Raw genomic sequence first — 13,474 nt, forward strand, 5'->3', positions numbered from 1 at the left:
ATTCCGTTTTATGAAGGGAATATTACCTACGAGCAGATTAATAGCATCCCCAAAAAAACGGTGATATACTTACGTTACATTCAAAGATTTAGGAGGCGCATATAAATGGCAATTACAAATGCAACTGATCAATCATTCTCAACTGAAACAAATTCTGGACTGGTATTAGCGGATTTCTGGGCACCTTGGTGTGGACCTTGTAAAATGATCGCTCCAGTACTGGAAGAGTTAGATAGCGAAATGGGCGACAAAGTGAAAATCGTCAAAGTTGACGTTGATGAAAATCAGGAAACAGCAGGTAAATACGGTGTTATGAGTATCCCGACATTAGTTGTCCTCAAAGACGGCGAAGTTGTAGATAAAGTGATCGGTTTCCAACCTAAGGAAGCACTTGCTGAACTATTAAACAAACATGCATAAGAAATTCTTTGGAAATGCCGGGGCTTCATAGTAGCCCCGGTGTTTTTTTGTTGTGGATTGTGTGGATCGGTACATACTTTTGATGGTATTTTGGTGCCGGTGTTCACAATTTGCCACAACAAACCCCGGAAGTGGCACAACAAACTCTGAAAGTGGCACAACAAACCCCGAAAGTGGCACAACAAACTCTGAAAGTGGCACGACAAACCTCGAATTCGGCACAACAACTACGTTGCATCCCTATTTTCGACTAAAACTATCCCCAGCCAACTTCAATATCTTCATGAAACTTTTCCTTATCATTCATTTTCACGCACATCATCCTAAAAATCACGATTTCTTTTGATAGTGGTCGCCTCAGAACAAACCCTTTTGCATTTATTTGAACAAAATTTTCAAAAAACGTTGACTATGAGAATCATTCTCGATATAATTTTAAACGGAAATGAAAATCATTATCATTTATATATTCAATACATTCTGGGGGTACATACATATGAAAAAGAGAGACTTATCCAAAATTTTTGCAGCATTTCTATTAACCGGTTCTGTATTAGCAGGTTGCGGCAGTGCATCTGAGGAACCAAAAGAAGCAGATCAATCGTCAGAAGAGAAGAAAGAAGAACCAAAAGAAGAAGCAAAAGATGAAATGACACTTAATGCGGAATCACAAGTTAAAGCGTATTCAGATATGAAAGCTGAATTAGAGAAGATGAAAGAAGACAAAGAAGTAAATTGGGATACTGTCAATGACATTTATACTTCTGAGTTGCAAGCATCAGTAAATGAAGTGAATGGTGAATTTTCTCAAGGGATTGAAGCCGCTATTTCCGGCGGTAAATCAGGCGAGCTTGAGAAAAACGTTGCGCGTCAAATCATTGATAAATTAACACAATCGTATTTCTATCAAGTTCAAAAAGGATTACAAGGTCAAGCGGGGGAAGATCTCGAGGCTGATAAAGCAGATGATGCAAAAGCAAAGTTTGCTGAGGTCAAGTATTTAGCTGAAAATGTATTCATCCCTACAGCAGAAAAACGTGATGGCTTATATGAGTTATCAGGTGAATCCAGCATGGTAGAAAACATCAACAACGGTCTGTCTCTACAGGAAGAGGCGTTGGCTGATTCAAATGCGGAAGACTTCGCTGTTTATAAGCAAGTGACAGATAAATCCATCTATCAAAGCTATTACCTTGCTTCCAAATCGTATGCTGAAAAAATCAGCAAAGCGGTTGAAGAAGGAAATACGGAAGAGTTAGCGATTATGCAAGCAGAAGGATATGGTTTCCTTCAAGCGATTAAAGGATCTTTAGCTGGTGGAGACGAAGCTAGTGCGAATGAATTGGATTCTATCTTCTCGCTGGAAAATGATCCATCTACGATTGATGCTGAGAAAGTCAATTCACTTTATACAAAAGCAATCAAAGGGAAAGCAGCAGGGTATCACGAAGAAGCGGCAGCAGCTGTAGAGTCCGGTGATGTTGCGACAGCCAAGGTAGAAGCAATGGAAGGAAATATGTTTGTTAAAATGCTAGAGGTGAACGTGATGAACCAACTTGGAGAAGAGAAATCACAAGAGCTGTTTGATCTTTCTCAAAAATGGTTTGAAGCGATCTCTTCTGAAAAAGCAGATGAAGCGAAGCAGCATAGTGAAGCTATCCTTAACATCCTGAATCAATTATAATCTAGTATATAGAGGCTGGCCCGTTATATGGGGTCAGTCTCTATTTTTAAGTAATTTTTATTCTCCAGCGGGAATTGTGCTAAACTAGACCTATTGTCTAAAAGTCAAGAGAGTGTGATGAAAGTGAAAATAGTGATTACAGGCGGTGCGGGATTTATCGGGATGCACCTTACCCAAAGTCTTATGAATAAGGGTTATCAGGTGTCAATCATTGATTGTTTCCATACCTATTATTCAACCGATCGGAAGAAACAGCATTTGAAAGAGATTCAATTCCCTGCAAGGGATTTATATGAGGTGGATTTGATAGATCGTGAGAAGACCAAAGCCATCATCCATAAATTAAAGCCCGACGCGGTCATACATTTAGCTGCATTGCCGGGGGTGGCCTATTCATTGGAAGAGCCGCTGAAGTATGTTGATTATGATATTAAAGCAACGATTAATATTATAGAAGCTTGTGGAGAAGCGGGAGTCAAGCGCTTATTGTTCGCTTCATCATCCTCTGTTTATGGAGATAAACCGGGAAGGGCGTTAAAGGAAGAAGATGCAGATGGGATGACCATTTCTCCATATGCAGCTTCCAAATGGAGTGCAGAAAGCTTCTGCCATATGTATGCTCATATGTTTGATATGCATGTGAACATTCTTCGTTTCTTTACGGTGTATGGTCCCTGGGGAAGACCGGATATGGCGATCCCTAAATTCATATCGAAACTTTTAAAGAACGAGTCCATCTCCATTTTTGGCAGTGATAGCGGACGGGACTATACGTATATCGATGATATCGTCCATGGAATACAATTGACCTTACAAAAGGGGAAAAGGGGAGAAACCTATAATCTGGGAAGTGGCCGGGTTGTGAAAATGACTTCATTATTAGAGATTCTTCGTCCCCATTTTCCTGAAATGAACGTACACTACGACACGTACCGTATGGGAGATGTTATTTCTACACATTCAGATATTTCCAAGGCTGAATTGCATTTGGGATATTCTCCAACCACCACCATTGAAGACGGAATAGGGAATACCATTCTGTGGGCAAAGCAAAATGAAAAGCATTTATAAATATTTTACGTACTTAATCGGAATCGGAATCGTTTGCTACTTCATATGGTTCATTGCAACTGGCTGGGACCATATGCAGTTTAAACGGCTTTTATCCCAACTGATTCTTCATCCCGTCCTGGTGATGTCTGGGTTGTTCATTTATGGTTCTTCATTTTATTTAAAAGGCATGGCCACGAAAAAACTATTGGGTGATAACATCAAGCTTGCCAGTGCCATGTATGGGCTTTGGTACAGCTTGGCACTTAATCATCTCCTGCCAATCAAAGGCGGCGATGTGATTCGTTCGTATATTCTATATGAAAGAGAAGGATTGTCTAAATCAGCTTCGGCACAATCTGTTATTATAGTAAGGTTGATGGATATTCTCTCACTTTGTCTATTGGTTTCTTTGGGGATATCGTTTGTAGCTTTGGAAAATCCATTATCACAAGAAATTATTTTAGTTGTCGGAGGAGTTACCCTGGCGATAGGAGTGATCTCTTATTACAAACGTCAATTTCTCCATCATCAATGGAAAGTGATGCTCTCCCTCATAAAGGGGAGGGGATTTTTCTATGCGTTTTTCCTTGTTTTTATTAGTTGGACATTGGAAGCGGCCCTTTTACTGTCTGTTTGTATCGCAACAAGCACAGGAATATCCACTTTTCAAGGGATATGGGTGAATAGTCTGACCATACTCGGGCAGGTTTTTCAAATTACTCCCGGCGGGCTTGCGAATTATGAAACGATCATGGCTTTTGGTCTCAGCCAATTCTCCATCCCGTTTGAAACAGGAATTGCCATCGCGGTTTTGACACATGGAATAAAATTCGTATTCTCATATTCTGTCGGTCTATATGCCTTATTGAAGTATCCCATTTCACCAACTCTCATAAAAAAATTAAGAAAAAGAAAAGGAGGGGCATGAAGTGAAAAGCGCCTCTAAGTTTGAAAAGGTAGCAGCACGCTGCTGGAATTTATTAAATGAAGGTAAGCCCTTCACACCCATTTTTACGGTAGGGACGATGCTTCTCTTTCATCTTGGTGATGTTGCATCGTTATCATTCTGGTTGAATTTCACGATTAGTTTAGCGATCACCCTGCCACTTTTTATATTGTTTTTTGTTTATGATTTTCCATTATTTCTGAGAAACTACCTATGGATACCGATTGTTGCTTACCTGGTCATTGGATGGGATTGGAATCTTGGGTTATCCCTGTTAGGGGTCGGTCTTTACTTTTTCTTCACGATTTTGTTCTGGGGAACATTATATTACCATTTACGTATCGGAACGTCGTGGCTCAACTTCACGAGGTTCTGGAAGCTCGTACTGAAGAACAGTGACTCTACAAGCGGGAATGCTCAGGAGCAGCTTCCTAAAGTTCTTTTATTACTTGCTTATTGGCAATACACGTATTCGCTCCTGGCTACAGGCCAGCAGCTGCCAATCGTCCAGTTCTTGAGCTTTTTTGGAGGTCTCTTGGTTTTCACATTCATTCTTCACCGTTATTTATTCGATTGGAAGCCAAAGGTGTATGAAGAGTATGCAAAGGAAGCGGAAGACTGGAAAGAGGATCGGGCAGATCGTGTAGTGGTCATTGTGGTGGACGGTATGAGGAAGGAACGTTTCCAAGAAGCGGAAACCCCGTTTTTGGATTCTCTTAAGGCAGAGGGAACAGAATTCTCTAACATGGAAACGGTATATCCTGCCCGTACGGTTGTGTGTTTTTCATCCATGTTCACCGGTACGTATCCGTTTGAACACGGAATCACCTCCAATATGGTTTGGAAGCTGGGGATTAAAGTCGAAAGCATTTTTGACTCTTTACGAAAAGTAGGAAAGAAGGGAAGGCTTCTAGGTGTTGCCCATCTGGTCGATTCCATGGGGTCTGACGTTGATACGTTCACAGCCGTCATGCATAACGATAAAGCGGATCCGACGATTATGAGAAAAGCGAAACATATTATGAAAGAACAGGATCCCGATTTGTTCATCGTTCAAATGATCGCGACGGATCAAACGGGGCACAGCCGCGGGGTCTTATACGATGAATATTTACAAAAGATAAAAGAAGCAGACAGCTTGATTGAAGATTTTGTCCAATGGATGAAAGAGGAAGGCAAGATGGAAAATACAACTTTATTTATCTGTGCCGATCATGGGCAGGCTGATGGAATCGGGGGACATGGGCATCTTGATGAAGGAGAACGATTCGTTCCATTTATCATGCATGGACCTAATATCCATAAGGGACGCAAGATAGAGACAAAGCATAGTCTTGTTTCCATGGCCAGTACCATCGCTCATATCCTGGGAGCACCATTCCCAAGCCATGCACGTGGACCTGTTTTAGAAGAAGCATTCAGAAGAAAGGAAGAGCATCGTGAATAAACAGAAGGTTGTTGTTTTTTTGCCTGCTTATAACGAAGAGGAAACCATCGGGGATGTCATACGTGACATTCCCAGAGGGTTCCATCCTCACGTTAAAGTGGAAGTATTGGTTGTAAATGATGGATCGACCGATGACACCGTTAAAGTAGCGAAAGAAGCAGGAGCAGACTATATCGTACATATGGAGCGCAATTCAGGATTAGGGGCAGCTGTAAGAAGGGGGTTAAAGGAATCGTTACGGAAGGGAGCTGACATTGGCGTCATGATTGATGCGGATGGAGAGTATCCCGCTTCTCAAATTCCCGAGCTATTAGAGCCTATTTTCAAGAATCAAGCAGACTATACGATGGGATCCCGCTTTAAAGGAACCATCGAAGGGATGAGAATTCATCGCCGTCTCGGCAATTATTGTTTTACATTCCTACAATGCGTGTTACTTAGAACGTGGATCCATGATGGTCAATCAGGGATGAGGGCATTCTCGAAACAAGTAATGGAGCATGCAGAAATCATTCATGACTATAACTATGCTCAAGTGGTGACTCTAAATATCATGCGTAAAGGCTTCAGAATGACGGAAGTCCCGATTGAATATAGAGTCCGTACGAAGGGTCAATCCTTCATCAAGTTCAAAGCCTATATGTTTAATGTGTTACCGGCGATTATGAAAGAAATGAAACGGCCTGTAGAAAAGGTAGATATTCAACATAATGTTCACAAAATTTCTGAAACATCACTTGAAAGCCTTTAAAATCGTATTGACAAGTATAATGATAATCATTATCATTGAAAATGTAGGAGGATTTCCATATGAAAAAAAGCCTTTTTTTTAGCCTTACATTGATATTTATTCTCAATTACATATTTATCCCTTCACAGGCATCTGCTTATTCTTATGGGGATCCAGGAGAAGAGAAAATCGCAGAAGCGTATAAAGAGCTGGAAAACAGCTTAGCGAATGATGACTGGGATAACGCAAAGAAAATATATGATTCGTATGAAAAGGATTTTGAACTGTATTTTTCAAAGGTGCAGCCCGACATAAACAAGGCCTTCGAGGAAAAAGACAAGGATCTTTTATTAGAAAGCTGGAGAGCAGCATTGATGCTGAATATCGAAAGAAGATTGCATTTTGCCCAAGAGCAGTTTGATGACTATGGGCAGGCAAAGCTTCTCCTTGCAAAGGCAAGAGGGACCTTTAACGTTCTAGAGCCACATATGGTGGAAGAAAAGAGTCAGGAAGATGCGGATAAAATTTATGCTTCATTCGATTCTGCATTAAATTCTTTGGGCAATCCGGGATTGTTCGGGATCGGAAGCAAGGATAATGATCCCGAGGCTTTCGATAAAGAAGTAGATTCAATCATCAAGAGCTTGAGACCGTTATTTCCGATTCCTTCTGAAAAAGCGGATGAAAGTCATTTGAATGAGGAGAATCTTGGGTTTTTAGATGGGATAGGTGAAGGAGGAAGTTCAAGCTTCTGGCTTTACTTCTCACTTGCACTTATTTTGATTCTCATTGTTCTGATTACCATCAATAAACGTAAAAATAAACAGTAGCACTGAGGTAACAAAGGGGGAAACAAAGTGGATTTCCAAGCATTTTTGATCACACTGAGAGAGTCATTGGAAGCTATTCTGATTGTAGGGCTGATTCTTTCTTATCTTACAAGGCTGAAAGCAGACAAATATAAGAAATGGGTATACGTGGGAGTATTGCTTGCTCTTGTATCCAGCTTTTTAGTCGCTTTACTGTTCCAAGTCGTCCTGACAGGCTTTGCAAGCTTTGGAGCGGAAGTATATTTGAAGGTCGGAATCATGTTTGCCTCTGTACTCCTCTTAACTCATATGGTTGGCTGGATGAGGAAACAGTCTAAAGGGATCAACACGGAGATGGAGAAGAAAATCAATGCGGCCCTGACGGCAGGAAGTGTATCCGCCATGATTATCCACTCTTATCTCATCGTTCTTCGTGAAGGTGTCGAAACCGTGTTTTTCTTCGCTGCCATCAGTGGAGGGGACGTAACGAAGGTATTCACAAGCTACGGAGCGCTTAGTGGATTGTTACTTGCCATGGTTCTTGGATATGCGTTCTTCTCAGGTGCCATGAAATTCAAATTGAAAACGTTCTTTAATGTGACAGGTTTGCTGATCATGTTCATCGCAGCGGGCTTACTTGTTCAAGGTGTAGGAATCCTTCAGGATCTTGGGATCATGGGCTCTTTATATACAACGGCAGAAGGAAAACCTGCGGAAGTATATAATCTTGTGGAGATCATGCCAGAACACTTTCAAGATGAGCTTCACTATGAGAGAGACACAGGTAATGATGTTCTGATCAGCGGTCAAGTCGGTCTGTTCATGGCGGCGATGTTCGGCTACAGCCACAACCCGACGATTGAACAGGTTCTTGCCTACTGGTTCTACTTCGGATTCGTATTCTTATGGATATACTTGATCCGAACGGATAAACTCATTAACCCTTTTAAACGAAAGTCCGTACCTGCCGGGATGGAACAACAGAAAAAGTCGATCAAGAAATCAGAAGATGTGAATTCAATAAATGCTTAAATCCCCCTGAACCAACTCATGATTGGAAACCATTCTTAGAAAGCCTTACAATAGGCTAAGAAGGTTTTCAAACAGAGTTGGTTTTTATTTGGAGAGAAACAGGAGAAAAACAATGATCGATAAACATTTGAACAAATGGATGATAAGTATTCTGGCTGTATTCAGCCTGTACTTCATATATAGACTTATATTGCTTCCGCCCTATGCTTCCAGCTGGGACGAAGTCGATTATGCTCTGGGAGTCCTCGAATTTGATTTATTGAAGATGCAGCCTCATTTTCCGGGGTACCCTTTTTTCATTTTCGGGGGAATGATGGTTCACACCTTTATCGATGACGCGGTTCTATCCCTTCAGCTTTTTAATACGATTTTGCTGGTCAGTTCGATTCTTCCTGTTTATTGGCTGTTTGGACATTACCTTGCGGGCAAGAAAGCGATCATTGCGACGCTTTTCCTATTTTCCCTTTCTTACCCAAGTGCGATGACCGTTCAAGCCATGAGTGAAGGTGCGGCTATCCCGGTATTATGGTGGTATCTATGGAGTCTGCACCGGGCTGTCATACTGAAAACGAAGGATGCGGCTGTTCTTCCCATTCTACTATTTTCCATTTTGATGGGTATACGATTATCCTACATCGGTTTTGGTGCGGGGATCCTATACTATTGGTTTGTGTTTTGGAAGGAGAGTGGAAATGGTTCAGAAAAAGTGAAAGCCATCGCGTTTCATCTCACTCTCCTCCTACTTTCTCAAGGAGTATGGCTTTCGGCTTTGGCGGCCAATGCAGGAAGTCTAAAGACCCTGCTGCAGATTGCCTTTGGGTTTACAGACGGACACTTTACTGAATGGGGAGGAACAGTAGAACCCGATACAGGATTTTTTGAAAGATTAGGGAACTATATATTTATCAATATAGGTTGGAACGGATTATTTACTCAATCACTTTCTATCATGGTCATCACGCTGCTTCTCTTTTTAGTAACTGTCAAAAATGGAGGAAGGTGGACGAAACCTGGTACAGGCGTTACTTTGCTTCTGATTGCATTCAGCTCCTATTTTTTCTGGGGCCTATTTGCTCAAAACATCGATAAGCCGAGACATATTCTGCCTTTGTCCTTATTACTCGGTTTTTTCTTATTAACGGGATGGATGAAAAAACTTAGTATCTTGAAGATGATTGTGCTGAGCCTGTGGTTCATTTTGCATATAGGAACAAGTGTGAGTTTGTTGTCAGGCTACCACTCTTCTCCTCCTGCCGTATATCAGACTGCGGCATTTTTCGAGGAGAAGAATGATGAAAGCCCCATTATGGTGTACACATGGGAAGAAACAAGAGTATACTCGTATCTTGATGCACCGTACTCACATAACCGTGTGTTAACGTATGCTCAATTTCTTCAAGACATCGAGCATACACAAAAAGAGATCTATCTGACCGATGCAGTGGTTAATGGATTTAAACAACAGGGTATTGAAGACCTTAATGGAAAAATAGAAAAAGTCCAATCATTTCATTCACAGGAGTTATTCGATCCTGTTTATTCAACCATCACGGTCTATAAATGGGTGGACAAGAAGGGAGAGAGACAATGAACCCTACCATAACCAATAAATTAGCTTTATTACCAGATCAGCCCGGATGTTATTTGATGAAGGACAGGCAAGGCACGATTATTTACGTGGGAAAAGCAAAAGTATTGAAAAATCGTGTGCGCTCCTATTTTACGGGTTCTCATGATGCAAAGACTCAACGATTGGTAGGAGAAATAGAGGACTTTGAATATATCATGACCTCATCTGATCTGGAAGCCCTTGTACTCGAAATGAATCTAATCAAGAAATATGATCCTAAGTACAATGTCATGTTAAAGGATGATAAAAGCTATCCCTTTATTAAGTTAACGAATGAAAGGCACCCAAGGCTCATCACTACCCGTAAAGTTCAAAGGGGGAAAGGGCGGTACTTTGGTCCGTATCCAAACGTAGGGGCCGCTAATGAAACCAAAAAGCTGCTGGATCGTCTGTATCCGTTACGGAAATGTTCCACCCTTCCCGATCGGGCGTGTTTGTACTATCACATGGGCCAATGTCTTGCTCCTTGTATTAAAGAAGTAAGCAAAGATACGTACCGTGAAATGACTGACGAAATTTCCCGCTTCTTAAATGGAGGTTACAAGGACATTGAGAATCAACTTACGGTGAAAATGAATGAAGCATCTGAAAATCTGGAATTTGAAAGAGCGAAGGAATTCCGCGATCAGATTCTTCATATTGAAGCGACGATGGAAAAACAGAAAATGACCATGACCGATTTCACCGATCGAGATGTTTTTGGCTATTCCGTCGATAAAGGCTGGATGTGTGTTCAAGTATTCTTCGTACGACAAGGTAAGCTCATTGAACGGGATGTGTCACTGTTCCCTCTATACAATGAACCCGAGGATGAATTCCTTACGTTCTTAGGACAGTTTTATTCTAAATCAAATCACTTTAAGCCAAAGGAAATATTTTTGCCGGAAGTGATCGATGAGGAACTGGCTGCTAAGCTGTTAGACGTGAAAATCACCCAGCCAAAGCGGGGGAAGAAGAGGGAGCTTGTGAAACTTGCCGAGAAAAATGCGAAGCAGGCCCTGGAAGAAAAGTTCGCCCTGATCGAAAGAGATGAGGAAAGAACGATTAAGGCAATTGAGCGCCTTGGGGAACATATGGGCATTTATACTCCCTTCCGGATCGAAGCATTTGATAACTCGAATATCCAAGGTTCCGATCCCGTGTCTGCCATGATTGTGTTTCTTGACGGGAAACCCGCGAAGAAAGAATATCGAAAGTACAAAATCAAAACCGTGAAGGGTCCTGATGATTATGATTCCATGCGTGAGGTTGTTCGCAGACGGTATACGAGAGTCTTGAAGGATGGTCTCCCCTTACCGGATCTCATCATCATCGATGGTGGGAAAGGGCAGATTGAAGCGGCGAGGGATGTCATCGAGAATGAATTGGGGTTGGATATCCCACTGGGCGGCCTTGCAAAAGACGATAAGCACCAGACATCGGAACTGCTGTATGGAAATCCTTTGGAAATCATTCCTCTTGAAAAGAGAAGCCAGGAATTTTACTTGCTTCAGCGGATCCAGGATGAAGTCCACCGATTCGCCATCACCTTCCACCGACAACTCAGAGGGAAAAGCGCATTTCAATCAACTCTTGATGAAATTGATGGCATCGGACCAAAGCGGAAGAAGCAACTTCTAAAGCACTTTGGTTCTATGAAGAAAATGAAAGAAGCCAGTGTGGAAGAATTTGTCGAAATAGGAATTCCTGAAGCTGTTGCTAAGGAATTGGTGCAGAAATTAAAATAGGGAATGTTAGGAATCAATAAAATGCTATTGATTAAGTCATTATCAGGTATGTGATGTTTGTGTTTGGTGTAGAAGTAATTCCTTGAATTAGCAGAGTTGATTGGAGCGGAAGGTGCTCGACTCCTGCGGGAAACGCGTGGAAGTTGAGACCCCACAGGGCTTTAGCCCGAGGAGGCTCAACCCACGCCCCGCGGAAAGCGAGCACCTGCAGCGGAAATCAACCACCGCATGCTCATACAAGGCTGCTCACCAATGAATAATAAAAAAATTGTTTCAATTAGACATTGAATCAATTTTTCCCCTATGCTATAATTAACGAAAATTTATAACATTATCACTTTTTAAAGTGGTGATAGAGGTGCGAGCTTCAAGAGTACAGGCAAAGAGGAGTATGAGCTCTGTCGAGATGCCTGGAAAGGGGAGATTCGCCGAAGTGGTTTCAGACTCATGCTGATTCCGCTGGTTCTACGTTTAAGAAATGTAGGATTGTCAAGATGATTCAATCTTGGAGAGCTATCTCACAATGCCGATGAACCTATTTTGTCTGTTCTGCTGTATGTTCATAAAGCAATGAGATACTATTCTCATTGCTTTTTTTATTATCCAGCACAGGAGCTTTTCCTTGGAAAAGAGCCTGTTCCATGAACGTTTAGGATGATTGTGATTGTACTCTTCACCATCAAAAAATGAGTCGTAAAATTGCACTCAATTAGAAAGAGGGAGAAGCTGTGAGTATTATTGTTCAAAAATTCGGTGGGACTTCAGTAGGTTCTGTAGAAAGAATTCAAAATGTTGCGTCAAGAATTGCAGAAGAAAAAGAAAGAGGAAATGATGTAGTGGTGGTGGTATCCGCTATGGGTAAAACGACGGATACCCTCGTTGGACTGGCGAGGGAAATTACATCACAACCGAGTAAAAGAGAAATGGATATGCTGCTCTCAACAGGGGAACAGGTGACCATTTCACTCCTTACGATGGCTCTGATCCAAGCAGGACATGATGCCATTTCATTCACTGGCTGGCAGGCCGGGATTGAAACAGAATCCGTTCATAGCAATGCGAGGATTACCAATATTCATACTGAAAAGATGATGCATCACCTTCAGTCCGGGAGATTTGTGATTGTAGCAGGATTCCAGGGTATGACAGAAACGGGTGAAATCACAACGCTCGGCCGCGGCGGATCGGATACCACTGCCGTTGCGATTGCGGCTGCTTTGAAAGCTGAGCGCTGTGACATTTATACAGACGTAGACGGGGTGTACACAACAGACCCGCGTTATATTCAAGGAGCAAGGAAGTTACCGTCCATTTCCTATGATGAAATGCTGGAACTGGCTAATTTAGGGGCTGGAGTCCTGCATCCACGGGCAGTGGAATTTGCCAAGAATTATCAAATCCCGTTAGAAGTCAGGTCCAGTATTGAAAAAGTTGAAGGAACGTATATTGAGGAGGAAGCAAGCATGGAACAAAACCTGATTGTGAGAGGCGTAGCCTTTGAAAGTGAAATTACACGTGTAACTGTATTTGGACTTGGAAACGCATTGACGGGATTATCTTCGGTGTTTACCACTTTAGCCAAAAATCATCTGAATGTAGACATCATTATTCAAAGCCAGACCGATCAGAATACAACCAATTTATCATTTTCGATTAAAGAACAAGATCTGGAGGAGACCCTTGCTGTTCTGGAACGGAACAAAGAGCAATTAGGCTTCACTCATGTTGAGCATGAAAGTGAGCTTTCCAAAGTATCGATCGTAGGCTCTGGTATGATCTCAAATCCGGGTGTGGCAGCGGAGATGTTCGAAGTATTAGCCCAAAATGACATCGTGGTGAAAATGGTCAGCACGTCTGAAATCAAAGTATCTGCAGTGGTAGACGAGAAAAATATGCAAAAAGCAGCAGGCGTCCTACATACTGCATTTAACCTGGACGCGGTGAAAATGGAAGAAGTCACGTTATAACAGCCACAATAAGAGAACGGGACAAGTGA

The 13,474-nt window shown here is 41.9% G+C and carries 11 protein-coding genes and 1 riboswitch; all 11 genes read left to right on the top strand.

What is annotated here, in order from left to right:
• Positions 1 to 105: 105 nt before the first annotated feature.
• A complete protein-coding gene (gene trxA, locus TV75_RS19510; RefSeq protein WP_044340467.1) occupies positions 106 to 420 on the top strand; it encodes a thioredoxin in 315 nt (104 codons plus the stop codon).
• 496 nt (positions 421 to 916) lie between these two features.
• On the top strand, positions 917 to 2,104 hold the full coding sequence (locus TV75_RS19515; protein WP_044340468.1) for a hypothetical protein: 1,188 nt from the start codon (positions 917 to 919) through the stop codon (positions 2,102 to 2,104).
• Between the two features lie 123 nt (positions 2,105 to 2,227).
• The gene (locus tag TV75_RS19520) at positions 2,228 to 3,175 is read left to right on the top strand and encodes an NAD-dependent epimerase/dehydratase family protein (protein WP_172655803.1); all 948 of its coding nucleotides are present in this window, start codon (positions 2,228 to 2,230) and stop codon (positions 3,173 to 3,175) included.
• Positions 3,159 to 4,085 carry a lysylphosphatidylglycerol synthase transmembrane domain-containing protein gene (locus tag TV75_RS19525; protein ID WP_044340470.1) on the top strand — a complete coding sequence of 309 codons (927 nt, stop codon included), beginning with the start codon at positions 3,159 to 3,161 and terminating at the stop codon, positions 4,083 to 4,085. Before TV75_RS19520 ends, TV75_RS19525 begins: the two co-directional genes overlap by 17 nt.
• 1 nt (position 4,086) lies before the next feature.
• Entirely contained in the window at positions 4,087 to 5,550 is a 1,464-nt protein-coding gene (locus TV75_RS19530; RefSeq protein ID WP_044340471.1) for an alkaline phosphatase family protein, read from the top strand.
• Complete coding sequence (locus TV75_RS19535) at positions 5,543 to 6,301, top strand: glycosyltransferase family 2 protein (protein ID WP_044340472.1); 759 nt, start codon at positions 5,543 to 5,545, stop codon at positions 6,299 to 6,301. Before TV75_RS19530 ends, TV75_RS19535 begins: the two co-directional genes overlap by 8 nt.
• 59 nt (positions 6,302 to 6,360) lie before the next feature.
• On the top strand, positions 6,361 to 7,110 hold the full coding sequence (locus tag TV75_RS19540) for a hypothetical protein (RefSeq protein ID WP_044340473.1): 750 nt from the start codon (positions 6,361 to 6,363) through the stop codon (positions 7,108 to 7,110).
• Positions 7,111 to 7,137: 27 nt separating this feature from the next.
• The gene (locus tag TV75_RS19545) at positions 7,138 to 8,121 is read left to right on the top strand and encodes an FTR1 family iron permease (RefSeq protein ID WP_044340474.1); all 984 of its coding nucleotides are present in this window, start codon (positions 7,138 to 7,140) and stop codon (positions 8,119 to 8,121) included.
• 112 nt (positions 8,122 to 8,233) lie between these two features.
• The gene (locus tag TV75_RS19550) at positions 8,234 to 9,712 is read left to right on the top strand and encodes a hypothetical protein (RefSeq protein ID WP_052504628.1); all 1,479 of its coding nucleotides are present in this window, start codon (positions 8,234 to 8,236) and stop codon (positions 9,710 to 9,712) included.
• Positions 9,709 to 11,478 carry an excinuclease ABC subunit UvrC gene (gene uvrC / locus TV75_RS19555; RefSeq protein WP_044340475.1) on the top strand — a complete coding sequence of 590 codons (1,770 nt, stop codon included), beginning with the start codon at positions 9,709 to 9,711 and terminating at the stop codon, positions 11,476 to 11,478. Before TV75_RS19550 ends, uvrC begins: the two co-directional genes overlap by 4 nt.
• Positions 11,479 to 11,823: 345 nt before the next feature.
• Positions 11,824 to 12,002, top strand: a riboswitch (Lysine riboswitch).
• A 204-nt stretch (positions 12,003 to 12,206) separates the two neighbouring features.
• Positions 12,207 to 13,445 (top strand): aspartate kinase, encoded by a 1,239-nt coding sequence (locus tag TV75_RS19560; RefSeq protein ID WP_044340476.1) that lies wholly within the window; start codon positions 12,207 to 12,209, stop codon positions 13,443 to 13,445.
• Positions 13,446 to 13,474: the final 29 nt, after the last annotated feature.

The organism is Rossellomorea aquimaris (assembly GCF_000935355.1).
GTDB classification, from domain to species: domain Bacteria; phylum Bacillota; class Bacilli; order Bacillales; family Bacillaceae_B; genus Rossellomorea; species Rossellomorea aquimaris_B.